The organism is Clostridium sp. AF35-15, from assembly GCF_003477745.1.
Classification (GTDB): Bacteria; Bacillota; Clostridia; order Lachnospirales; family Lachnospiraceae; genus Otoolea; species Otoolea fessa.
In genome coordinates this window covers 130,890-155,872 of sequence record NZ_QUDY01000003.1, presented here as the reverse complement: position 1 = coordinate 155,872, position 24,983 = coordinate 130,890, and the positions used below count along the sequence as shown (strand labels likewise).

The window sequence follows — 24,983 nt, the reverse complement described above, 5'->3', positions numbered from 1 at the left end:
ATATCATTTCTGTCGATTAATTAGTTACTGATTGCAGGCGGGACAGGAGACGAACTGTCCCGCAAGCAATTCATTTATAACCATTTTTATTTTTTATTTTATAAGGAGAAAAGAAGACATGAATATGTATTCAATGCCAGGATATTTCCAGAATATGCCTACCGTTGGTAAAGCTCTGGTTAATCCGAATCCGGAAAACGAGCAGGAACTGAAGGCTGTTGAGAACGACATCCATGAGTCCATTAAGCAGGCTCTTGATGCTGGTATCACAACCGAAGAGAAGTTAAACGCACGTGGACAGCTTTCTGCTACACAGCGTATCAACGCCCTGATCGATCCAGGTACATGGTGCCCGTTAAACAGCCTTTACAATCCGGAAGACAACCGTTTCCAGACAACTAACGTTCTGAATGGTCTTGGCCGTGTAAATGGCAAATGGGTTTACATCATCGCTTCTGATAACAAGAAGATGGCTGGTGCTTGGGTTCCGGGACAGGCAGATAACCTGCTCCGTGCTGCAGATACCGCTAAGATGCTGCATCTGCCGTTAGTATACCTGTTAAACTGCTCAGGCGTTGAGTTCCCGAATCAGGACAAAGTATACCCGAACCGTCGTGGTGGTGGTACACCGTTCTTCCGCAACGCTGAGTTAAACCAGCTTGGTGTTCCGGTTATCGTAGGTATCTACGGAACCAACCCGGCAGGTGGTGGTTACCACAGCATTTCCCCGACTATCCTGATCGCTCATAAAGATGCGAACATGGCAGTTGGTGGCGCTGGTATCCTTTCCGGTATGAACCCGAAGGGTTACATCGATGAGGAAGCAGCAGAGCAGATCGTTAACGCTCAGATCGAGAACAGCAAACATCACGTTCCGGCTCCGGGTTCCGTGCCGATCCACTATGATGAGACAGGATTCTTCCGTGAAGTTTACGAGGATGATTTAGGCGTTATCGAGGGAATCAAGAAGTACATCAACTACCTTCCGTGCTTCAACCTGGAGTTCTTCCGTGTTGACAGCCCGAAGGCTCCGCAGCTTCCGGCTGAGGATCTGTACAGCATCATCCCGATGAACCAGAAACGTCCGTACGACATCTACGATGTAATCGGCCGTCTGTTCGATAACAGTGAGTTCTTCGAGTACAAGAAAGGCTACGGTCCGGAGATCGTTGCTGGTCTTGCAAAAGTTAACGGCCTTCTGGTTGGTGTTATCGCTAACGTACAGGGCTTACTCATGAACTATCCGGAGTACAAACAGGGTTCTGTAGGTATCGGTGGTAAGCTGTACCGTCAGGGTCTGATTAAGATGAACGAGTTCGTTACTCTGTGTGCTCGTGATAAGACACCGGTTATCTGGCTGCAGGATACCACAGGTATCGATGTAGGCGATGACGCTGAGAAGGCAGAGCTGCTTGGTTTAGGTCAGTCCCTGATCTACTCTATCGAGAATGCTAAGCTTCCGTCTCTGGAGGTTACTCTTCGTAAGGCAAGTGCTGCTGCTCACTACGTTCTGGGTGGTCCGCAGGGCAACAACACCAACGTATTCTCTATCGGTACAGGTGCTTGCGAGTACTACGTAATGCCGGGTGAGACCGCTGCAAACGCTATGTACTCCAGAAAGCTTGTTAAAGCTAAAAAAGCTGGCGAGCCGCTTCAGCCGATCATCGACAAGATGAACGCTATGATCCAGATGTACACAGACAAATCTCGTCCGAAATATTGTACAAAACAGGGTATGGTTGATGAGATCGTAGATCTGACCGATCTTCGTCCGTACATCCAGGCATTTACCGAGGCTTATTATCAGAATGCTCAGGCTATCTGCCCGATGCATCAGATGCTGGCTCCGAGATCTACTCGTGAGTTCATCAACTACGGTAAATAATTATCAAATTAAAACGGCATTGTGATAGGTGCCGCTAAGATAACATTTTAAAAAGAGAAGGCGCGTAAGTACGCGGCTGACAGTGATAGTGTAAATAGTGATAAGTAACAAATTGATAGTGTGAATAGTGTGAGGCTCTGGCGAAGCGGCTTGTCTGTATGACTGTAAATGAACCGTTTTGCCGGATGCTTGCAGATAAATCGGGCAAAGGAACTGGAACCTTTGCTCGATTTATTGGTATACTCAGGCAGATAAGTAATAAGTAATAGTTTTGTTAAGAATTATTTTATAACATTTTCAAGATTTTACAGCGACTTTTAGTTGATTTTGTGGTATTATGATGGGTGGAGACGATGTGATAGCACGGATCTGCCAAAACATCGTTGAAACAAAAATCAGGCATAGAAAGTCAGTATTGAAAGGAAAAAGATACATCATGAGCGAAATTTTCACTTTAGGTATCGACGTAGGCTCTACAGCTTCCAAATGTATCATCCTGAAGGATGGCAAGGAGATCGTAGGTAAGTCTCTGATTGACGTTGGAGCAGGTACCAGCGGTCCAAGCCGTGCCATCGAGGCAGTTCTGGAAGATGCAGGCCTCAAGAAAGAAGATATGGCATTCACACTGGCTACCGGTTATGGACGTACATCTCTGATGGACGGAATTGCCGATAAGCAGATGAGTGAGCTGTCATGTCATGCAAAGGGCGCTTATTTCCTTTTCCCGAAGGTTCATACCGTAATTGACATCGGCGGTCAGGACGTGAAGGTTCTTCGCGTTGAGGACGGTGTCATGACAAACTTCCAGATGAACGATAAGTGTGCAGCCGGAACCGGAAGATTCCTGGATGTTATGGCTCGCGTTCTCGAAGTTGAGGTAAGTGATCTAGGCCGTCTTGGCGCTATGTCCAAGAAGCAGGTAGGAATCAGTTCCACCTGTACGGTTTTTGCAGAGAGTGAGGTTATAAGCCAGTTGTCGATGGGAACGGATAAATGTGATATCATTGCCGGTATTCATCGTTCAGTGGCTCATCGTGTCACGGGTCTTGCCCACCGAATCGGTGTAGTGCCGGATGTCGTTATGACAGGCGGTGTGGCTCAGAACCAGGGCGTAGTAGATGCGCTTGAGGCTGAGCTTGGCGTAAAGATTTGTACATCCCCGCTGACACAGTATAACGGCGCGCTTGGCGCAGCCCTGATGGCATATCAGGTAGCCAGCCGTCAGAAGTAACTAAGTTAATTTTTAAGAATGGAGGATAATTATTATGGCAAAACAAGTTAGTCCTGGTGTTCTTGCGCTTCGTAAAGTCGTAGATGACGTACACAAAGAGGCGCGTGAGGCCAAAGCAAGAGGCGAGTTAGTTGGATGGTCTTCTTCCAAATTCCCGTGTGAGCTTGCAGCAGCATTTGATTTACACGTTATGTATCCGGAGAACCAGGCAGCTGGTATCGCAGCTAACCGTTACGGTGAGCTGATGTGCCAGGCAGCTGAGGATCTTGGATATGACAACGATATCTGCGGTTACGCTCGTATCAGCCTTGCATATGCAGCTGGTGTACGTGTATCCCGTAAGTATGATCCGGAGACTGGTGAATACATCATCGATCCGAGCACAGGTAAACCATTAAAAGATGCTGACGGCAACGTAGTGATGGGTGAAGACGGAAAACCGAAGAAGGATCCGAAGACTCAGACTCCGTATCTGCAGCTGGACAACCTGCTTGAGATTGAAAAACTCCCGGATGGTCCGGAAAAAGAGAAACGTCTTGAGGCTATTTCTCCGATTCGTCAGATGCGTATTCCGCAGCCGGATTTCGTTCTTTGCTGCAACAACATCTGTAACTGTATGACAAAATGGTATGAGAACATCGCTCGTATGTGTAACATTCCGCTGATCATGATCGATATCCCGTACAACAATACAGTAGAAGTTCATGATGAGAATGTTAAATACGTTCGCGCTCAGTTCGACAAAGCGATCAAACAGCTGGAAGAGCTGACAGGCAAGAAGTTCGACGAGAAGAAGTTCGAGCAGGCTTGTGCAAACGCTAACCGTACCGCTAAGGCTTGGCTGAAAGTCTGTGATTTCCTGCAGTACAAACCGGCTCCATACAGTGGATTTGACCTGTTCAACCACATGGCAGACGTTGTAACTGCACGTGCTACTGTAGCTGCTGGTGATGCTTTTGAATTACTTGCAAAAGACCTGGAAGAGACAGTTAAGAAGGGTGAGACCACAACTCCGTTCCCGGAGAAATACCGTGTTATGTTCGAGGGTATTCCGTGCTGGCCGAAACTGCCGGCTCTGTTCAAACCGCTGAAGACCCACGGTGTAAACGTTACTGCCGTTGTATATGCTCCGGCATTTGGTTTCGTTTACAACAACATCGATGAGATGGCTCGTGCTTACTACAAAGCTCCGAACTCTGTCTGCATCGAGCAGGGTGTTGACTGGCGTGAAGGCATCTGCCGTGATAACAAGGTAGATGGCGTTCTGGTTCACTACAACAGAAGCTGTAAACCGTGGAGTGGTTACATGGCTGAGATGCAGCGTCGCTTTACTGCTGACCTGGGTATCCCGTGTGCTGGTTTCGACGGCGATCAGGCTGACCCGCGTAACTTCAATGCTGCTCAGTACGAGACTCGTGTAGAGGGTCTGGTTGAGGCAATGGAAGCAAATAAGCAGGCAAAGGAGGCTAAATAACCATGAGTGTTAACGCATTATTAGAAGAATTTAAGGTAAAAGCTGCAACTCCGAAGCAGCAGCTTGCTGAATATAAAGCTCAGGGCAAAAAAGTAGTTGGTGTTCTTCCTTACTACGCTCCGGAAGAGCTTGTATATGCCGCTGGTATCGTTCCGATGGGTATGTGGGGTTCCAACACTAAGACCATCAGCCGTGCAAAAGAGTACTGCGCTACTTTCTACTGCACCATCGCTCAGTTAGCTCTGGAGATGCTGCTGGATGGAACTATGGATCAGTTAGACGGTATTATCACACCTACTATCTGTGATACTCTTCGTCCGATGAGCCAGAACTTCCGTGTAGCTATGGGCGACAAGATGAAAGTTATCTTCTTAGCTCATCCGCAGAACCGTTTCGAAGAGTTTGGTCTTCAGTTCTGTATCGATCAGTACAACCATGTAAAAGCTGATCTGGAAGAAATCGCTGGAAGAAAGATTACTGATTCTGACATCCAGGATGCTATCGTTGTATACAACAAGAGCCGTGCAGCTCGCCGTGAGTTCGTAAAACTGGCTAACGAGCACTGTGATGTTATCACACCAACCAAACGTTCCGCAGTTCTGAAGGCATTCTACTTCATGGAGAAGCCGGAATACACTGCAAAGCTGAACGAGCTGAACGCAGAGCTGGCTAAACTTCCTGTCTGTGACTGGAAGGGAACCAAGGTTGTTACCTCCGGTATTATCTGTGATAATCCGAAGCTGCTTTCTATCTTCGAAGAGAACAACATCGCTATCGCTGCAGATGATGTAGCACATGAGACACGTTCCTTCCGTGTAGACGCTCCGGAAGACGAGCTGGATCCGGTTAGAGCACTGGCTAAACAGTTCGCTAACATCGATTACGAAGTACTTCTGTACGATCCGGAATCTGACAAGAACCGTCGTGGTGAGTTCGTAGCTAACATGGTTAAAGAGAGCGGCGCTCAGGGTCTGGTACTGTTTATGCAGCAGTTCTGTGATCCGGAGGAGATGGAGTATCCATACCTGAAGAAAGCTCTGAACGATGCAGGCGTTCCGCACATCAAACTGGGTATCGACCAGCAGATGAGAGACTTCGGTCAGGCAAGCACTGCTATTCAGGCATTCGCTGACGTTCTTGCACTTCAGAAATAATAGAAGATTCGTTTGGGAAACTGAATGATGAGATAGAAACGCCCCCGCAGGAGATTTTCTTGCGGGGGCGTTTGTTTGGTGCGCCTTGCGGCATACATTTATTTATTCCTTAGTGGAGTCAGAAGAACTATTATTTGCAATTTGCTCATCCGTCACAGACCCTTGGCGGTAGCCGCTGCCTGGTTCCTGTTTGGAGTTCTTCTTTGGAGCATCCGGCTTTTTGTCTCCGGAAGTAGAAGAGGTTTCTTTGGACGGACCGGAGCTTCCGGAATTGCTGTGGCTGCCGGAGCTTCCGTTGGAATTGCTGCTATCATCGCTGGAAGAATCTTCGGATGAGCCGGTGCTGGAGTCAGAGCTTCCGGAATCTGGCGTCCTGCTGGAGCTGGTGGCTGTTTTTTTCGTCTTTTTGGAGGAGCTGTTCTGGAAATCGTCCCAGCTTTCGTTATCGAATTCATTGGAAGCCGCGGTCTGGCGGCTCTGAGCGATGCCGTTTACCGTCCAGGCGCCGTCTGCGTTTACAGTGTAGCCGTCCGGTGTCGTGGTGGAGGTTAGAAGCCAGCCTTCGGCGTCGAAATAGTAGCATTCGCTGACGCCGTCCTGGTTGCCGTCGATCCAGCGCCAGCCATTTGCCGCCCAGGTGTTGTCACCGTTGTCGTACCACCAGCGGGCAGCATTGTCACCAGCTCCATTTTTCCAGCTTCCTGCCATCGCCGGGAAAGCGACGGAGAGGGAGAGAAGACCGGTTGTTAAGCCTGCTAAAAATAAGCGTTTATTAATCATAAAGTGAAATCTCCTTTATTTCTCCTGCTTAAATGTATGTCCCATATAATAGGATAATTCTGCCGCACTGTGGCGGACCTGATCCTGCAGGTGCAGAAGATGTGTGTCATCTTCAATACGGGAATACGGTGCGATGATTCCGACCGAAGCGGAAATGCGTCCGTCAATACCGTAAATGGGAGCACCGATCCCGACTGCATCCGGGACGTATTCGCCGTGGGAAACGGCAATGCCCTTCTCACGGATGGTGCGGAGTTCTTCTGCCAATTCTGCGGGATCCGCCTTTGGAAATGCCTCAGGACGGGTTAAGCGTGTGTCCAGATAGCGGCGGATGTATTCGTCGCTCTGGAAAGCCAGAAGCGCTTTGCGGATCGCACCGCAGTGCAGATCCATCTCATAGCCAAATTCTTCGACGACCTTGAGGTGGTTCGGACCGTCCGTTTTGTCAAGTACCAGTCCCTTGTCGCCAACCTGGATGATCAGATAGGAATCCTCACGGGTACAGTAGGAGAGGTTCTTGAGAATCGGAAGCGCCGCATCCTGAATCCGCACATTGTCAGCCGCCGCCCGACCGAGAGAGATGAGGGCGGGACCAAGCTGGTAGGTGTGCGCGTGTTCATCGCGGATCACGTATTTTTTTTCACAAAATGTCTGCAAAATCCGGTGGATTGTGCTGGGCGGAAGCCCGGTTGATTCGGAAAGTTCTGCGATGGAATATTTGTGGTTGGCTTCTTTTAAAAGTTCCAGAAGTTCCATCGCGCGGAGAAGACTTTGTATCATGCAAAGAATCCTCCTGTGTTATTCTGTGATTTCCTCAACCGTCACGGTTGTGCTGTCATCCGGGGCTGCGTCGGAATCTTCTTTCTCGGAAGAAGATTCGCCGTCCTCGGAAACCGGAGCATCTGCGCGGACGGTTTCTGTTTTGACTGGTTCTTCGGAAGAGACATCTGCATCAGCCGGAGCTTTTTCGCTTTCCTCAGAATGTTCAGAAGTTTCCTCTGGAGTCTCAGCCGGAGCTTCCTTTTTCTCCGGATTTAAGGAAACATAGCTGCGTTCGGAGGCAGCTGTATCAGAAGCCTTGGAAGCTTCTTTATCGCCGGCATCGTCAAAATCATCGAAATCATCTTCAAAGTCGTGGAAATCCTCATCCAGTTCCTTGTGGAATGATTTATACTGTAAGACGTAAGAAACACCAGCTGCTGCAGCGCCGACGATAGCTGCCAGTGTCAGTAATTTACCAAAATGTTTTTTTGCCATGGTTGATACTCCTCTCTATACGATTCGATATCCTTATTGTAATACGAAACGCCTAAAAAATAAAGGGAATCTTTTGTGAACAACGGGAAGTGTGTGAATCACGTGTTACGGGGTACGTATGCGTGAACAGTAACACAGGGGCGGTAATTATGTACAGGAAGCATGAGAAAAATGCTTGTTGTCATACCGGAAATCATGTAGAATAAAATTATATATTTGCTAGGTGGTGATAAAAATAAAATGATGAATTTGAATACAAAGATGACGGCGCAGGAATTGGAACAAATGATTGCACAGATGGAAAGGATATTTACGGTTGTACGTATTTTAGATAAAGATCTACTCCATAAGATGGACGTGAGGAACGGGGAACTCCGATCCGAGGACTGCAAATGCTATTCGTTCTGGGAAAAAGGAAAGAATTGTGAGAATTGTGCGGCACAGCGCGCGCTTGCGATGAAGGGACAGTGCATGAAGCTTGAATTTATCGGTCTGAAGATGTATCAGGTCATCGCGAAGTATCTGGAGGTGGATGGAGTTCCCTGTGTGGTGGAGATGATTTCCTGTCTGGATGATGAGACACTTCTTGACGCAGAGGGAAGAGAAGCACTCGTTAAGAAATTTGCACACTACAGGCGCGAGCTGTATGCGGATGCACTGACGAGGAGCTACAGCCGGAGATATTTTGAAGATCAGTTAAAAGAGCAGCGGATGGATGCCGGTATCGCGATGCTCGATCTGGATGATTTTAAGACCTACAATGATATATATGGGCATGTGGCGGGCGATAAAGTGCTGGTGACGGTGTCGGCGGCGATTATAAGCTGTATCCGTAAGACGGACCGCTTGGTGCGTTATGGCGGGGATGAATTCCTGCTTGTGATGCCGGGCATCAGTCTGGAGGCATTTGTTGAGAAGCTGCATCGGATACAGGATCTGATCTGCAACATGAGTGTTGAAGGATATCCGCAACTGAAATTGTCAGTCAGCATCGGCGGTACGCTGACGAACGGGGAGACAGTCGGGAAGGCGATGTGCCGGGCGGACGAATTTATGTATCAGGCGAAGGCCTCCAAGAACATGATTGTGACTGAGAAAGATGGACAGTGGACACCGGAGGAGATCGTGGTAGCCGGGCGGCGCAATGCGAGTCGTTACCGCATTTTGATCGTGGACGATTCGGAGATGAACCGTATGATTCTCTCAGAAATGCTGAAAGGCGAATTCGAGATTCTGGAGGCAGAAAATGGTTCAGCATGTCTCGACATGCTGAACCGTTATGAGACGAAGATTTCCCTGATTCTTCTCGATATCGTCATGCCGGGGATGAACGGCTTCGGGGTTCTGGAATACATGAACCGCAACAACCTGATCGGGGATATCCCGGTTATCATGATTTCGGGCGAAGATTCGGGCGAGGTCATCAAGCAGGCGTATGAGTGGGGAGTTTCTGATTATATCAAGCGCCCGTTCGATATGGAGGTTGTACACCGGCGTGTCTTAAATACGATCAAATTGTATGCGAAACAGCGCCGCCTGGTGGCAATGGTGACGAACCAGGTTTTTGAGAAAGAGAAGAATAGCCGGATGCTGATCAGTGTTCTGAGCGAGATCGTGGAATTTCGAAATGGCGAGAGCGGTATGCACGTACTCAATATTAATATATTGACGACGATGATTCTGGAACAGCTCGTCAAGAAGACGGACAAATATCCCTTGTCCTGGTCGAACCGGATGCTGATCAGCACGGCATCATCTCTGCATGACATCGGAAAGATCGGAATTGACGAGAAGATTTTGAATAAACCGGGTCGTCTGACGCCGGAGGAGCGTAAGATCATGGAAAAACATACAGTGATCGGTGCGGACATGCTTGCGAATCTTCAGATGTATGAGGATGAGCCGCTGATGAAAGTGGCGTACCAGATCTGCCGTTGGCACCATGAGCGCTATGATGGAAAAGGATATCCAGATGGTCTAAAAGGGGAGGAGATCCCGATCTCAGCGCAGGTGGTGGCGCTGGCGGATGTGTATGATGCGCTGACAAGTGAGCGCGTCTATAAAAAGGCTTATTCTCATGAGGAGGCGGTGCAGATGATCTGCAACGGAGAGTGTGGTACATTTAACCCGCTCCTGCTTGAGTGCCTGTGTGAGATTCAGGATCCTATTAAAAAGGAGCTGCAGGAGGCAGCATACCGGAGTGAGATGAGTGATCCGGAGCGAAAAAATAAGAAATTTGAACATTATGACAATTCACAGAAGAAGTTTTTCGGCGCGGTGACGCAGGCGATTGAAAAAGAGTATGGAACTGCGGGCGAGGAGCTGAGCCGTATGAAAACTGAGGAAGAGAAATAACAGGAGGCTGTCATGACAATTCAGGAATGCTACAAAGAAATGGGCGGGGATTTTGAAGGAGTTCAGAAACGCTTTGGAGGTGTGGCGCTGGTGGAAAAATTTGCCATCAAGTTTCTGAGCGATTCTAGCTTTCAGGATCTGGAGGATGGATTAAAAGAAAAGGATGCGGAGAAAGCATTCCGCGCGGCACATACCCTGAAAGGAATCTGTCTGAACCTGGGCTTTGATGCCTTCTATGAGGTAAGCGCAGCGCTGACCGAAAAACTGAGAGGCAGAGAACTGACCGGATACGAGGCAGATTTTGCAGCGGTAAAAGAGTGTTATGAGAAAACGGTTGCGGCGATTAAGGCATTTGAGGAGAGCAATTAATAGAACGGGGAGAAATGGAATATTTCAGTTCTCCCCGTAAAATTTACTAAAATTTTAGCACTCAACACTTGACGGTGCTAACAGAACGTGTTATAACATACTTCGTAAGAAGAAGATACATATCTGATTACGAAAGAAAAGCAATCAGATGGAATAAATTTGGATGGATAAGGAGGAGCCAATAATGAAGTTAACACCATTATTTGACAGAGTTGTATTAAAGCAGTTAGTTGCAGAGGAGACGACCAAATCAGGTATCGTTCTTCCGGGTCAGGCAAAAGAGAAACCGCAGCAGGCAGAGGTAATCGCGGTTGGTCCTGGCGGAGTGGTAGATGGAAAAGAAATCACGATGCAGGTAAAGGTTGGCGATAAAGTTATCTATTCGAAATACTCAGGCACAGAAGTTGAGCTGGACAATGAGAAATATGTCATTGTAAAACAGAATGATATTCTGGCTGTTATCGGTTAATCGATGGGCAGGATGTCTGGAAGACAGATGCTGATCGAAACGTTTATTCAAGAAAATTATGGAGGTTGATAACCATGGCAAAGGAAATTAAATATGGCGTAGAAGCCAGAAAAGCCCTGGAAGCGGGCGTAAATCAGTTAGCAGATACCGTAAGAGTTACATTAGGACCGAAAGGCAGAAACGTAGTTCTGGATAAATCCTTCGGCGCTCCGCTCATTACCAACGATGGTGTGACCATTGCGAAGGAGATCGAGCTGGCAGACCCGTTTGAGAACATGGGCGCACAGCTGGTGAAGGAAGTAGCAACCAAGACCAACGATGCAGCTGGTGATGGTACTACAACCGCAACCGTTCTGGCCCAGGCGATGATCAACGAAGGTATGAAGAACCTGGCAGCAGGTGCTAACCCGATCATTATGAGAAAGGGTATGAAGAAAGCCACAGATGCAGCCGTAGAGGCAATCAAAGGCATGAAGAAGGACGTTAAGAGCCAGGCAGATATCGCAAGAGTCGCTGCTATCTCTTCCGCTGATGAGGAAGTAGGCCAGATGGTAGCAGACGCGATGGAGAAGGTTTCCAAAGACGGCGTTATTACCATTGAAGAGTCCAAGACTATGAAGACTGAGCTTGATCTGGTAGAAGGCATGCAGTTTGACCGTGGCTATGTATCTGCATACATGGCAACTGATATGGAGAAGATGGAAGCCGTTCTGGACGATCCGTACATCTTAATTACCGATAAGAAGATCTCCAACATTCAGGAGATTCTGCCGCTGCTGGAACAGCTGGTACAGTCTGGTTCCAAGCTGCTCATCATCGCTGAGGACATTGAGGGCGAGGCGCTGACCACCCTGATTGTCAATAAGCTGAGAGGTACTTTCACCGTTGTTGGTGTGAAGGCTCCGGGTTACGGCGATAGAAGAAAAGAAATGTTAAAGGATATCGCAATCCTGACCGGCGGTACTGTTATTTCCGAGGAACTGGGACTTGAATTAAAGGATACCACCATGGATCAGCTTGGTCGTGCGAAATCCGTTAAGGTTCAGAAAGAGAACACCATCATCGTAGATGGCTGCGGCGATAAGAAAGCCATCGCAGACCGTGTGGCTCAGATTAAGGCTCAGATTGAGGAAACCACTTCTGATTTTGATCGTGAGAAACTGCAGGAGAGACTGGCTAAGATGGCTGGCGGCGTAGCTGTTATCCGTGTTGGTGCAGCGACCGAGGCTGAGATGAAGGAAGCTAAGATGCGTATGGAAGATGCCCTGTCCGCAGCAAAGGCAGCTGTTGAGGAAGGCATCATCGCAGGCGGCGGATCTGCATATGTTCACGCAGCAGCAGAAGTTCAGAAGGTAGTAGACGGACTGGAAGGCGACGAGAAGACCGGCGGCCGTATCGTCCTGAAAGCTCTGGAAGCTCCTCTGTTCCACATCGCAGCAAACGCAGGTCTGGAAGGCTCTGTTATCATCAACAAGGTAAAAGAGTCCCCGGTAGGCGTAGGTTACGATGCTTACAATGAGGAATACGTAGATATGGTAGAAGCAGGCATCCTGGATCCGGCAAAGGTAACCAGAAGTGCCCTGCAGAACGCAACCAGCGTTGCATCTACCCTGCTTACAACCGAGTCCGCAGTTGCCAACATCAAAGAAGATGCACCGGCAGGTCCGGCAGCAGGCGCTGGCATGGGCGGCATGATGTAAGTAAGAGAGCCGGAAAATGACGGAAGATGTTACATCAGAGATGCAGTATCGAATGTAGAAAATAAAAATGGTAATTTATAGAAAGAATCTCTGACAGGCAGCTGCCAGGGGAGAGAAGGACTGCTATGCGAAGGTGTGGCAGTCCTTCTTTTTGGGTGAAAAAATTGGCAGGGAAATGAGGCTAAGGATGACTGCATTATTAATACTTATCTGATTGACATTATTTATAAGACACACTAATTAAATAGCGTAAGTAAATTCTATCGTCAACCCCTTTATTCTCCGGTTGACATATTTCAAAAAACTTGCTAAAATCAATTATTAACATCAGACAGTTTTCAATGTCCGGTGTTTAAAATTTACGAAAGTGAGGGTAATATAATGGGTAAGATTATTGGCGATGGCATTACATTTGATGATGTCCTGCTTGTGCCGTCCTATTCTGAGGTTATTCCGAATCAGGTAAACCTGACGACACATCTGACCAAGAAGATTCAGCTGAACATCCCCCTGATGAGTGCCGGCATGGATACGGTTACAGAGCACCGCATGGCGATTGCAATGGCAAGACAGGGTGGAATTGGTATTATTCACAAGAACATGTCGATCGAGGCGCAGGCTGAGGAGGTCGATAAAGTAAAACGTTCTGAGAATGGTGTAATCACTGACCCGTTTTATTTATCCCCAGAGCATACATTAAAGGATGCGGATGAGCTGATGGGCAAGTTCCGGATTTCCGGTGTTCCGATCACAGAGGGAAGAAAACTGGTTGGTATTATCACAAACCGTGACCTCAAGTTCGAGGAAGATTTCTCCAAGAAGATTAAAGAGTGCATGACTTCTGAGCATCTGGTTACCGCTCCGGAGGGCATCACCCTGACGGAGGCAAAGAAGATTCTTGCCAAGGCACGTGTCGAGAAGCTTCCGATCGTGGACAAGGATTTTAACCTCAAGGGTCTTATTACTATCAAGGATATTGAGAAACAGATCAAGTATCCGTTCTCTGCAAAGGATGCACAGGGACGTCTGCTCTGCGGTGCGGCAGTAGGTATCACTGCAAACGTGCTGGATCGTGTGGAAGCCCTGGTGAAAGCAAAAGTAGACGTAGTTGTTCTCGACTCTGCACATGGACATTCTGAGAATGTTCTTCACTGTGTCAGAATGATCAAGGAAGCATATCCGGATCTGCAGGTAATAGCAGGTAACGTAGCGACCGGAGAGGCGACAAAAGCTCTCATCGAGGCAGGCGTTGACGCGGTCAAGGTTGGTATCGGACCGGGTTCCATCTGTACGACCCGTGTCGTAGCAGGTATCGGCGTTCCGCAGATCACCGCTGTTATGGACTGCTACGCAGTTGCCAAAGAGTACGGCATTCCGATCATCGCAGACGGCGGTATCAAGTATTCTGGCGATCTGACGAAGGCGATCGCAGCAGGCGGCAGCGTCTGCATGATGGGTTCCATGTTTGCAGGATGCGATGAGAGCCCGGGAACTTTTGAGCTGTACCAGGGAAGAAAATACAAAGTATACCGCGGCATGGGTTCCATCGCAGCGATGGAGAACGGCAGCAAGGATCGTTACTTCCAGAGCGATGCGAAGAAACTCGTTCCGGAGGGTGTAGAAGGACGTGTTGCATACAAGGGAATGGTAGAAGATACCGTATTCCAGATGCTCGGCGGTCTGCGTGCTGGTATGGGTTACTGCGGCGCATCGGATATTCCGACTCTTCAGGAGACCGGACGTTTCATCAAGATTTCCGCAGCATCCTTAAAAGAGAGCCATCCGCATGATATCCACATCACAAAAGAGGCTCCGAACTACAGCGTGGATGAATAAAAATTGGATAGCATAAGCAATCGATAAGATTGTAAACGATATAAAAGCGGCGTTTCTGCTTCAGCAGGGATGCCGCTTTTTTGGCGGGTTACTGTTCACGCATACGTGCCCAGTAACGGAATTTGCCGTGGCTTCGCATTTAAATACGGCAAATTCCTGGTGCCACCACGTTTTCTTACGGCACTTTCGGTTCCAAAAGTGCCTACCCGTGAACAGTAACTTTGGCGGATTCTTTTTCTCAAACTCTTGTGAAAAAACCGGGGATACGGTATAATGATACATTAGAATAGTAGAAATATAACAATTATGCAGGAAAGACTGTGGATATTCAGAAAACGATTGCAGCGGATTACGAAAGGGATATTTGCGATACCGAGGCAGCAAATCGGGCGTATCAGACGGATAGAAACAGGTAACAGGAGGATTAGTATGACCAGAAGAGAACTGAGAGAACATTGCTTTAAGCTGCTTTTCTGTGCGGATTTTTACCCGACGGATGAGATGAAGGAGCAGGTGGATGTATATTTTACAGAGCCGAAAGAGGAGGACGATGTTCCGAGCGGAATCGGCGATATCATCCATAATCCGATGTTAGACACCTTTGACGGCGGATACGTAAAGAGCAAGGTTGAGAAGATTCTGGATGTGCTTCCGGAGCTTGACAAGGCAATCGATGGGGTTGCACAGGGATGGACTACCCGCCGTATGGGCAAGGTGGAACTGACGATCCTGCGTCTGGCATTATACGAGATCAAGCACGATGACGATGTACCGGAGAAGGTAGCGATCAATGAGGCGGTCGAGCTGGCGAAGAAGTTCGGCGGCGATGATTCACCGGCATTTATCAACGGCATTTTAGCGAAGCTGGTATAAGCGATGGCTGGCGTATATTCGGTTTCGCAGGTTAATGCATACATTAAAAATATGTTCGCACAGGACTTTGCCCTGAACCGGATTTCGGTCAAGGGCGAGGTTTCTAACTGCAAATATCATACGTCCGGTCATATTTATTTTACCTTGAAAGACGGTCTGGGATCGATGCAGGCAGTTATGTTTGCCAGTAGGCGGAAGGGACTTACGTTCCGTCTGGAAGAAGGACAGCAGGTGGTCGTGAAGGGCAGCATCGAAGTGTATGAGCGGGATGGAAGATACCAGCTCTATGCCAGCGAGATCACGCTGGACGGCACGGGCGATTTATTCCGGCGCTTTGAAAAACTGAGAAATGAATTAGAAGAAATGGGGATGTTTTCCCCGGAATATAAAACGCCGATCCCAAAGTATGCAAAAACGGTCGGTATCGTGACGGCGAGCACCGGCGCAGCAATCCGGGATATTATCAATATCTCGGGACGGCGGAACCCTTACGTGCAGCTTGTCCTCTGCCCGGCACTGGTGCAGGGAGCAGGGGCAGCGCCGAGTATCGTGCGGGCGATCCAGACCCTGGATGCGATGCATCTGGATGTGCTGATCGTCGGGCGCGGAGGCGGTTCGATTGAGGATCTGTGGGCGTTCAATGAGGAGAGTGTGGCGCGGGCGATTTTTGCGTGCCGGACGCCGGTAATCTCGGCGGTCGGGCATGAGACAGACGTTACGATCGCGGACTATGTGGCGGATCTGCGTGCCCCGACTCCTTCGGCGGCGGCAGAACTGGCGGTTTTTGATTACCACCTGTTTGAGCAGCAGTGCATTGCGGCGGCACAGCAGATGACGAAGCGGATGGAGCAGAAGGCGGAGCAGTATGCCTATCGCCTGGAGCAGTTTCGTCTGCGCCTGCAGCTTCACAGTCCGCAGAGCCAGTTAAATGAGAGACGGCAGTATCTGGAAGATGCGAGAGTTAAGATGGCGCGCCAGATGGAGAAAAAGGTGTCCGATCTGCGCCATCGTCTGGAACTGGTGTGCAGCCGGATGGATGGTCTCTCCCCGTTAAAAAAGATAAGCGGCGGATATGGGTTCGTGACGGATGCAGATGGAAAACGTGTGGAGACAGTGACAGGATTGCAAGCTGGGGATACGCTGACCGTCCGTCTGCCAGATGGACGCGTGGAGGCAGAGATCCGGGAGGTTTATCAGGAAAACTTGCCTGGGTAAAAAAGTGGTTCATTGTGTTGCGTGTGAATCATAACAGAGAGATTTGAGAACACGTTTTCTTTCAGGAAAGATTCCGAGAGTATATTAGATAAAACAGGAGGCAGGATCGATGGCAGAAAATAAGGAAGAACTTTCGATCGAGGAAATGTTTGACCGTCTGGATGGCATTATGCGGACGCTGGAGGACAGCCGCAGCACGCTGGAAGAATCGTTTGCGTCGTATGAGGCGGGAATGCGTCTGGTCCGCGCCTGCAGTGAAAAGATAGATAAGGTTGAAAAACAGATTATGGTCGTAAACGGCGAGGAGACGGAGGCGTGACAGAGATGGAAAATGCAAAGGAACGGCTGGCACAGGCAGTCAAAGAAGCGGAAGAGATTGTATATTCTTATCTTCCGGCAGAGGAAGGGCATCAGAAAACGATCTTTGAAGCGATGAATTACAGCGTGAAGGCAGGCGGCAAACGCCTTCGTCCGATTCTGATGCGTGAGGTATACCGTCTGTTTGGCGGTCAGGGAAAAGAGATTGAGCCGCTGATGGCGGCGATCGAGATGATTCATACATCTTCCCTGATTCATGACGATCTTCCATGTATGGACAATGACGAGTACCGCCGTGGAAAAAAGACGACCTGGGTTGCATATGGGTATGATATGGCAGTTCTGGCGGGAGATGCCCTTCTGATCTACGCGATCGAGACGGCGGCAAAGGCATTTGCGATGACACCGGATGCGGCAAAGGTGGGACGCTGTATCCAGATTTTATCCGAAAAAACGGGTATTTACGGCATGATCGGCGGTCAGACGGTTGATGTGGAACTGACGAATCAGCCGATTCCGAAGGATAAGCTGGATTTTATCTACCGTTTAAAGACGGGAGCACTTTTGGAGGCTTCGATGGTGATCGGAGCCGTGATGGCGGGCGCGAGCGAAGCTGAGTGCGGGACAGTAGAGCGTATGGCGGCGGCGATCGGTCTGGCGTTCCAGATCCAGGATGATATTCTCGACGTTACCAGCAGCCAGGAGGTGCTTGGAAAACCGGTTCTGAGCGATGAGAAAAACAATAAAACCACTTATGTGACATTGGAGGGAATCGAGAAATCGAAGCATGATGTCAAACAGCTTTCGGAGACGGCGGTTGATATCCTCTATTCCCTGCCTGGAAAGAATGAATTCCTCGAAGAGCTGATCGAGATGCTGGTCAGCCGTGAAAAATAAAAAATCCAATCGAAGACCGGGGACGACAGCGGATGTGGAAAACGGTTTGGGGGATGAAAGAATGGTATTAGATACGATAAAAGGACCGGAGGATGTAAAACGGTTGAGCGAGGAAGAACGCAAGGAACTGGCGGCGGAAATCCGCGAGTTTCTGATCGAGACGACAAGCCGGACAGGCGGTCATTTGGCGTCCAATTTAGGCGTGGTGGAACTGACGATTGCAATGTTCTGCGCGCTGAATCTTCCGAAGGATAAGATTATCTGGGATGTAGGGCACCAGTCCTATACGCACAAGATTTTAAGCGGGCGGAAGGATAATTTTGATGGACTGCGCCAGTATGGGGGCTTGAGCGGTTTCCCGAAGCGGAAGGAAAGCCCGTTTGATGCGTTCGACACGGGACACAGCTCGACTTCGATTTCGGCGGGGCTTGGTATGGCACAGGGGCGAGATCTGCTGGGCGAGGATTATTCGATCGTTTCCGTCATCGGGGACGGCGCGCTGACCGGCGGCATGGCATATGAGGCGCTCAACAATGCGGGACGGCTCAAGACGAATTTTATTATTGTTTTAAATGATAATAATATGTCCATTTCGGAAAATGTCGGCGGTATGTCGCGGTATCTGAATAATCTTCGTGCAGATGAGGGCTACAATCTGTTGAAGAAGAATGTGGCGGGCACGTTATCGCGGATCCCGATGATCGGTTCGGATCTGGTCGGCACGCTGCTCCGGACAAAGAACAGCATCAAGCAGCTTCTGATTCCGGGCATGTGGTTTGAAAATATGGGAATCACGTATCTGGGACCGGTGGATGGACATGATATTAAGGGGTTGATCCGTATTTTCAGCGAGGCGAAAAAGATCAACCGCGCGGTGCTGATCCATGTGATTACGAAAAAGGGCAAGGGATACCGTCCGGCGGAGAAGAATCCGTCGGCATTTCACGGAGTTGAACCATTTGATATTGAAACGGGAAAACCGCTCCGGAAAAAGGAACATCCGGGCTATACAGATGTATTTTCCAGAGAAATCTGCCGTCTGGCAGCGGAAAATCCGAAGATCGTGGCGGTGACAGCGGCGATGCCGGATGGAACGGGGCTCAAACGGTTCTCGAAAGAATATCCGGACCGCTTTTTCGATGTGGGAATCGCGGAGGAACACGCGGTTACCTCGGCGGCGGGTATGGCGGCAGCCGGTCTGAAACCGGTGGTGGCGGTGTATTCGTCCTTTTTACAGAGGGCATATGATCAGGTCATTCACGATGTCTGTATCCAGAATCTTCCGGTTGTGTTCTGCGTGGATCGCGCGGGACTGGTCGGAAGCGATGGGGAGACACATCAGGGTATTTTTGATCTGACATTCCTCTCCTCTGTGCCGAATATGAGCGTGATGGCGCCGAAGAACCGCTGGGAACTGGAAAAGATGCTGCAGTTTGCTATCTCCTACGATGGACCGATTGCGATCCGTTATCCGAGGGGCGAGGCGTACCGGGGCTTGAAAGAATTTCTGGCACCGGTCGAGTATGGCGTCAGCGAGATGTTGTATGAGGAGAGAGGGACGGCGCTTCTGGCAGTCGGAAGCATGGTCAGCACGGCAGAGCATATCCGGGAGAAATTAAAGAGTGCCGGGCAGCCGTGTACGCTGGTCAACGGGCGGTTTGTGAAACCGATGGATACCGACGTGATCGACCATCTGGCTGGAACGCATCATACGATCGTGACACTGGAGGAAAATGTCCTGCGCGGCGGTTACGGCGAGCGGGTGACGGATTATGTACAGAAGCATTATCCGCAGATCAAGGTAGTTAATATAGCGTTGCCGGATGCCTACGTCGAACACGGAAATGTGTCGGTGCTCCGGAATGAGCTGGGAATTGACAGTGATTCGATTCTGGCGCAGCTGAAACGTGAAGGTGTGCTGCAGACTGACGCGGAAGCATGATGGGAAACAAAAGAGTGGCAGCAGCGGAAGGAAGAACATAGAATGAAAGAACGGTTAGATGTACTTCTCGTCAAGAGAGGTCTGGCAGAATCCCGTGAGAAGGCGAAAGCGATCATCATGTCCGGGATTGTATATGTAGAAGATCAGAAAGAAGACAAGGCGGGTACGACCTTCGATGAAAATGCGAAGATCGAGGTACGTGGATCTACCTTAAAATATGTGAGCCGCGGAGGTCTGAAACTGGAGAAGGCGATGACGCATTTCGGAGTGACGCTGGATCGAAAGGTCTGTATGGATGTCGGCGCGTCCACAGGTGGATTTACCGACTGTATGCTGCAGAATGGCGCGGTCAAGGTGTTTTCGGTCGATGTAGGACATGGACAGCTGGCGTGGAAACTTCGCAATGATCCGCGTGTGGTCTGCATGGAGAAGACAAACATCCGTTATGTGACACCGGAGGATATTGGCGAGCCGGTAGATTTCTCTTCGATCGACGTTTCCTTTATTTCCCTGACGAAGGTTTTAGGTCCGGTAAAGGAGATTTTAAGTCCGGGCGGTGAGGTGGTTGCACTGATCAAGCCGCAGTTCGAGGCGGGACGTGAGAAAGTCGGAAAGAAGGGCGTTGTCCGCGAGAAGAGCACGCATCTGGAGGTCATCCAGATGGTGATGGCGTATGCGGCGGAGATCGGTTTTGAGATCCGGAATCTGGAATTTTCCCCGATCAAGGGACCGGAGGGAAATATCGAGTACCTCCTGTATCTGCATAAACCGGAGCAGGCATCGGAGGAAACTGTGACTGGTGAGGAAGCACTTGCAAAAGCGGAAAAAGAGTGTCCGGTTTCATCGGAACAGGTTGTTGAGGAAGCTCACATGGAGTTAGACAAAACATGAGAAATTTCTATCTGATTGTAAACCGCGAAAAGCCGCGCGTAGAGGAGGCCGCCGATCTGATTTGCAGCTTTTTTGCAGAGCAGGGCTGCCGCTGCATTCGCCTGGACCGTCACGACGGGCTTCGACGGGATGTTGGGGTGATACCGGCGTATCGCTATACGGATCGTCGGACCGTGCCGGAGGACACAGACTGTGTGATCTGTCTGGGCGGTGATGGAACGTTGATTCAGGCGGCGCGTGATCTGGCGGGACGGAAGATTCCACTGTTTGGCATCAATATGGGGCATCTGGGGTATCTGACGCAGATTGGGCATGAGGAGGACATTCTGCCTGCCATGCGGGATCTGATGGAAGATCACTACCGTCTGGAAAGTCGGATGATGATCAAGGGGTGCGTGATTTCTGGCGGGAAGGTTGTTATGGAGGATATCGCCCTGAATGATATTGTCCTGAACCGTATGGGAATTGATGCGTTCCGGTTTGAGCTGGCTGTCAATGGACAGCTGTTTAACGAATATTCGGCGGACGGCATGGTGGTTGCGACCCCGACCGGTTCGACGGCATACAACCTGTCAGCGGGCGGTCCGATCGTGGCGCCGGAGGCGGAACTGCTGGTATTGACGCCTCTCTGCCCGCATTCACTCAATTCGCGCAGCATCGTTCTGCCGCCGGATAGCCATTTGAGTCTGCGGATTCAGACGACCGGGCGGACGAAGGTTTCGCTGAGCTTTGACGGCGATACGGTGGTTGATATTGAGCCGGGTGATACAATCGAGATAGCAAAATCAGAGATCGAGACGACATTGATACAGCTCAAACAGGTGCCATTTTTGGAAAATATACGGAACAAAATGAAACAGATATAAAAGGAGTCAGAGCCATGAAAATGGAACGTCACAGCAAGATTGTGGAATTGATTGGAAAATATGAGATTGAAACGCAGGAAGAGCTGGCGGAATATCTGAATAAAGAGGGATACAATGTCACGCAGGCAACGGTTTCCAGGGATATCCGGGAGTTAAAGCTGTCTAAGATCCAGACAGAAAACGGCGGACAGAAATATGCGGTTTTCCATCCTCAGACGGCGTTCAATGATAAATATACCCGTATTCTGCACGATAGCTTCGTTTCCATGGATATGGCGCAGAATATCCTTGTCATCAAGACGGTGTCAGGCATGGCGATGGCAGTCGCGGCAGCGCTCGACGCCATCCATTTTTCAGAGATTGTCGGCTGCATCGCCGGGGACGATACGGTCATGTGTGCAGTCCGTACGGTGGACGATACGATCGTTCTGATGGACAAGATCCGCAAGCTGATTGCGGGATGAGGTAAGGTGGGTTCACGCATTTTTTGCGGGAACCGCTGATAAGGAGGAACGGAAAGCGGATGCTTTATCATTTACGAGTGAAAAATCTGGCTCTGATCGATTCGGCGGAGGTGGAGTTCGGGGACGGACTCAACATTCTGACCGGTGAGACGGGAGCCGGAAAATCGATCATCATCGGTTCGGTCCAGATCGCGCTGGGCGGAAAAGCACCGAAAGAGATGATCCGCCGGGGTTGTGACAGCGCCTACATTGAACTGGTTTTCTCCATCGATGATGAGAGAAAGCGCGAGCAGCTGAAGGAACACGATGTTTACCCTGATGAAGAGGGAATTTTAATCATTTCTAAGAAAATCACACCGACCCGGAGCATCAGCCGCATCAACGACGAGACGGTAACGGCTGCAAGGCTGCGGGAGATCACGGGTCTTCTGATCGATCTGCACGGACAGCATGAACACCAGTCGCTGGTGAATGCGTCAAAACATCTGGAAATCCTCGATGCGTATGGCGGGGAGAAACTTCTCCCATTCAAACAGAATACGGAAGCTGCCTATCGCTTGTATATGCAGTTAAAACAGAAATGTGCCGCATTTGAATCCGATCAGGAGACGAGACTGCGGGAGATGGATTTCTGCCGGTTTGAGATCGAGGAGATTGAGAATGCCGCGTTAAAGGATGGCGAAGAGGAAAAGGTGGCAGCCGATTTTAAGCGGTTTTCCAATGCCAGACGGATCGCTGAGAGTCTTTCACAGGCATATGACGCGGTGTCCGGCGATGCGGTGTCGCGGGCGTTCCGTGAGATCGATGGTGCGATGGCATTTGACGAGGGATTGAAGGGGATCCGTGACGAGCTGTGCGATGTAGATTCCCTTCTTTCGGATCTTTCCAGGGAGATCGCCGGATATATGGACGATATGACCTTTGACGAAGCGGCATTTCGGGAGACACAGGAGCGGCTTGACCTGATCCGGAGCCTGGAAACCAAGTATGGGAAGACGATCCCGGAGGTACTTCAGGCGTTGGAAGAAAAGAAAGCGCGACTGCAGGAACTGGAGAATTACGATGAACTTCGAGAACAGGCGGAAAAAGAACTGGAACAGGCGGAAGCAGTACTGAAAGAACATTCCGAGGCATTGTCAGCAGCGCGTAAGCAGTTTGCCGGGGAGCTGGTGGAGAAGATCGCAGACGGGCTTCGGGAACTGAATTTCCTTGATGTGCAGTTTGAGATGGAGTTTAGGCGGCTGGATCATTTCACGGCGGGCGGTATCGACGAGCCGGAATTCCTGATTTCCACGAATCCGGGCGAACCGGTTCGGCCGCTCGGTATGGTGGCGTCCGGCGGTGAGCTGTCGCGTATCATGCTGGCAATCAAGACGGTGCTGGCGGAGACCGATCAGGTTCCAACGTTGATTTTTGATGAGATTGACACCGGTATCAGCGGGCGGACTGCACAGATGGTATCGGAGAAGCTGCGGATCCTCTCCAAATGCCGTCAGGTCATCTGCATCACGCACCTGCCGCAGATCGCGGCGATGGCGGACCAGCACTTCGAGATCCGCAAATCCGCGTCCGATGGACGGACGGCAACCTCCATCCGCGCCTTAGACCGCGAGGCGATGGTGGACGAGCTTGCGAGACTTCTGGGCGGCGCGGAGATCACCGAGACCGTGCGGCAGAATGCGGAGGAGATGAAGAGGCTGGCAAAGAAGCGGAAGCTGGAGGTGTGATTATAAATTAAATATAAGATTCGGATTCAGAAAAATGTCGCGTAAGGCGGCATTTTTTTGATCCCCAGATACCAATTAGGTCGAAGTTTGACCGTTTGCGTCGAAGTGGTTTTGCCGCAGCTGTACTTTTCTTCTTCTTTGGTGAGAAAGTAGATGCAGGGGAGGAGAGCAACGCATGATAAAATTTGAACCATTGACACCGGAGAAGTTGATTGGTCTGCAGCCGTATTTTTCGCTGCGCCCGACGGACTGTGCAGAATCCCATTTTGCCTATCATCTGCTCTGGAGACCTTATTATGAGACAAAATACTATGCGGACGAAAAGGGGCTTGTGTGGCTTCAGAAGATCGATTATGATGAGCAGGCGACGATGGTCCCGGTCTGCGGCCTGGGGCATATGCGGGAAAACTTTGACCGTCTGCAGGCATATTTCACAGCAATCGGTGTGAAAATGCATATGTATCTGGTGGATGAGGCGGCGCTTGGAGCGATTCGTCCGGATCCGGAGCGCTATGAGGTGCTGGAGGATCGGGACAGCTTTGACTATATTTATTCCGGGGAAGAAATGCGTGTTCTTCCCGGAAGAAAATATTCAAAAATGAAAAACCGGATTTCGCGATTCCGTCGGGATTACGGGGAAACGGCAGAGTTTGTGATCCTGAATCCGGAGGATGAGGGCGAGATACGGACGTTTCTGGAACGCTGGTCTAAGAATAAGGAGAGCGACGATGATCTGAACCGGCTGGACAGCGAAGAGCAGGGGATCTTTGAGACAATCCGTTTTGGACGCGAGGCGGGGATCACGATGGCGGGAGTCCGGATAGGAGGAACTCTGGAAGCATTTTCGATGGGAACGATGAATCAGGAGAGAAATATGACTGTTACCCATGTGGAAAAGGCGAATCTGGAGTTACGCGGGCTTTATAATTACCTGGAAAAAGAATTTTTAACGCACGTTTATCCGGAGGTGGAATTTGTAAACCGGGAAGACGATATGGGACTTGAAAATCTCAGGCGGACGAAAGAGAGTATGCATCCGGTTCGCCTGGAGAAGAAGTATACGATTTTAGAGCGATAATCATAAAGATTAGAGAATCAGGTAATTCAGTGTGGTAAATGTCAAAAAATTCGGTTCGGGTATTATTTTGATATATCATATAAGAAATTTGAATTAGAAGAAATTAGGGGATGTGAAAAAACTCGATTGAGTTTTTTCGCATCCCCTTTGATATAAATTTGTACCTTAAAAATTTAACACGATATATAAAAACATTGGATTT

General features: G+C 49.6%; 22 protein-coding genes. 19 read left to right on the top strand and 3 right to left on the bottom strand.

The window, feature by feature from the left end; all coding sequences use genetic code 11:
* Window positions 1–118: 118 nt before the first annotated feature.
* From DWZ76_RS05065 to hgdB, 4 genes are all read left to right on the top strand, one after another.
* A complete protein-coding gene (locus DWZ76_RS05065) occupies window positions 119–1,885 on the top strand; it encodes a carboxyl transferase domain-containing protein (RefSeq protein ID WP_107000304.1) in 1,767 nt (588 codons plus the stop codon).
* Between the two features lie 436 nt (window positions 1,886–2,321).
* Entirely contained in the window at window positions 2,322–3,116 is a 795-nt protein-coding gene (hgdC, locus tag DWZ76_RS05060; protein WP_107000303.1) for a (R)-2-hydroxyglutaryl-CoA dehydratase activase HgdC, read from the top strand.
* 34 nt (window positions 3,117–3,150) lie between these two features.
* Window positions 3,151–4,590 (top strand): (R)-2-hydroxyglutaryl-CoA dehydratase subunit alpha, encoded by a 1,440-nt coding sequence (gene hgdA / locus DWZ76_RS05055; protein ID WP_107000302.1) that lies wholly within the window; start codon window positions 3,151–3,153, stop codon window positions 4,588–4,590.
* Between the two features lie 2 nt (window positions 4,591–4,592).
* Window positions 4,593–5,744 carry a (R)-2-hydroxyglutaryl-CoA dehydratase subunit beta gene (gene hgdB / locus DWZ76_RS05050; protein WP_107000301.1) on the top strand — a complete coding sequence of 384 codons (1,152 nt, stop codon included), beginning with the start codon at window positions 4,593–4,595 and terminating at the stop codon, window positions 5,742–5,744.
* Window positions 5,745–5,846: 102 nt separating this feature from the next.
* Here the strand turns inward: hgdB and DWZ76_RS05045 are convergent, their stop codons facing one another.
* Genes DWZ76_RS05045 through DWZ76_RS05035 form a run of 3 tightly spaced genes read right to left on the bottom strand, consistent with a single transcriptional unit; the run spans window position 5,847 to window position 7,781 of the window.
* Window positions 5,847–6,524: a choline-binding protein gene (locus DWZ76_RS05045; protein WP_118467961.1), complete on the bottom strand. Its 678-nt coding sequence runs from the start codon at window positions 6,522–6,524 to the stop codon at window positions 5,847–5,849.
* 15 nt (window positions 6,525–6,539) lie between these two features.
* Window positions 6,540–7,304: an IclR family transcriptional regulator gene (locus DWZ76_RS05040; protein ID WP_107000299.1), complete on the bottom strand. Its 765-nt coding sequence runs from the start codon at window positions 7,302–7,304 to the stop codon at window positions 6,540–6,542.
* A gap of 18 nt (window positions 7,305–7,322) precedes the next feature.
* Complete coding sequence (locus DWZ76_RS05035) at window positions 7,323–7,781, bottom strand: hypothetical protein (RefSeq protein ID WP_107000298.1); 459 nt, start codon at window positions 7,779–7,781, stop codon at window positions 7,323–7,325.
* 240 nt (window positions 7,782–8,021) lie between these two features.
* On the opposite strand from DWZ76_RS05035, the gene DWZ76_RS05030 reads away from it, so the two are divergent.
* The 15 genes from DWZ76_RS05030 (at window position 8,022) to DWZ76_RS04960 (ending at window position 24,781) form a co-directional block, all read left to right on the top strand.
* Window positions 8,022–10,136, top strand: a complete 2,115-nt coding sequence (locus DWZ76_RS05030; protein ID WP_333549084.1) for a diguanylate cyclase — start codon at window positions 8,022–8,024, stop codon at window positions 10,134–10,136.
* A gap of 12 nt (window positions 10,137–10,148) precedes the next feature.
* Window positions 10,149–10,505: an Hpt domain-containing protein gene (locus tag DWZ76_RS05025; RefSeq protein ID WP_118472080.1), complete on the top strand. Its 357-nt coding sequence runs from the start codon at window positions 10,149–10,151 to the stop codon at window positions 10,503–10,505.
* A gap of 184 nt (window positions 10,506–10,689) precedes the next feature.
* Window positions 10,690–10,974 (top strand): co-chaperone GroES, encoded by a 285-nt coding sequence (locus DWZ76_RS05020; RefSeq protein ID WP_022359940.1) that lies wholly within the window; start codon window positions 10,690–10,692, stop codon window positions 10,972–10,974.
* 74 nt (window positions 10,975–11,048) lie between these two features.
* Window positions 11,049–12,674, top strand: coding sequence for a chaperonin GroEL (groL, locus tag DWZ76_RS05015; protein WP_022359939.1), 1,626 nt, complete (start codon window positions 11,049–11,051; stop codon window positions 12,672–12,674).
* Window positions 12,675–13,055: 381 nt separating this feature from the next.
* Entirely contained in the window at window positions 13,056–14,510 is a 1,455-nt protein-coding gene (guaB, locus tag DWZ76_RS05010) for an IMP dehydrogenase (protein WP_022359938.1), read from the top strand.
* A gap of 429 nt (window positions 14,511–14,939) precedes the next feature.
* Window positions 14,940–15,383 carry a transcription antitermination factor NusB gene (gene nusB, locus DWZ76_RS05005; RefSeq protein WP_118472079.1) on the top strand — a complete coding sequence of 148 codons (444 nt, stop codon included), beginning with the start codon at window positions 14,940–14,942 and terminating at the stop codon, window positions 15,381–15,383.
* A 3-nt stretch (window positions 15,384–15,386) separates the two neighbouring features.
* Complete coding sequence (gene xseA / locus DWZ76_RS05000) at window positions 15,387–16,598, top strand: exodeoxyribonuclease VII large subunit (protein ID WP_118472078.1); 1,212 nt, start codon at window positions 15,387–15,389, stop codon at window positions 16,596–16,598.
* 109 nt (window positions 16,599–16,707) lie between these two features.
* A complete protein-coding gene (xseB, locus tag DWZ76_RS04995; protein WP_022359935.1) occupies window positions 16,708–16,917 on the top strand; it encodes an exodeoxyribonuclease VII small subunit in 210 nt (69 codons plus the stop codon).
* A gap of 5 nt (window positions 16,918–16,922) precedes the next feature.
* Window positions 16,923–17,813, top strand: a complete 891-nt coding sequence (locus DWZ76_RS04990) for a polyprenyl synthetase family protein (RefSeq protein WP_117796477.1) — start codon at window positions 16,923–16,925, stop codon at window positions 17,811–17,813.
* A gap of 61 nt (window positions 17,814–17,874) precedes the next feature.
* Window positions 17,875–19,755 (top strand): 1-deoxy-D-xylulose-5-phosphate synthase, encoded by a 1,881-nt coding sequence (dxs, locus tag DWZ76_RS04985; protein WP_118293819.1) that lies wholly within the window; start codon window positions 17,875–17,877, stop codon window positions 19,753–19,755.
* Between the two features lie 42 nt (window positions 19,756–19,797).
* The gene (locus tag DWZ76_RS04980) at window positions 19,798–20,646 is read left to right on the top strand and encodes a TlyA family RNA methyltransferase (protein ID WP_118472077.1); all 849 of its coding nucleotides are present in this window, start codon (window positions 19,798–19,800) and stop codon (window positions 20,644–20,646) included.
* Window positions 20,643–21,512, top strand: coding sequence for an NAD(+)/NADH kinase (locus DWZ76_RS04975; RefSeq protein ID WP_117796395.1), 870 nt, complete (start codon window positions 20,643–20,645; stop codon window positions 21,510–21,512). Before DWZ76_RS04980 ends, DWZ76_RS04975 begins: the two co-directional genes overlap by 4 nt.
* 14 nt (window positions 21,513–21,526) lie before the next feature.
* Entirely contained in the window at window positions 21,527–21,976 is a 450-nt protein-coding gene (gene argR, locus DWZ76_RS04970; RefSeq protein ID WP_022359930.1) for an arginine repressor, read from the top strand.
* Window positions 21,977–22,035: 59 nt separating this feature from the next.
* Window positions 22,036–23,703 carry a DNA repair protein RecN gene (recN, locus tag DWZ76_RS04965; protein ID WP_118472076.1) on the top strand — a complete coding sequence of 556 codons (1,668 nt, stop codon included), beginning with the start codon at window positions 22,036–22,038 and terminating at the stop codon, window positions 23,701–23,703.
* A 175-nt stretch (window positions 23,704–23,878) separates the two neighbouring features.
* Complete coding sequence (locus DWZ76_RS04960; protein WP_118472075.1) at window positions 23,879–24,781, top strand: phosphatidylglycerol lysyltransferase domain-containing protein; 903 nt, start codon at window positions 23,879–23,881, stop codon at window positions 24,779–24,781.
* Window positions 24,782–24,983 lie beyond the last annotated feature (202 nt).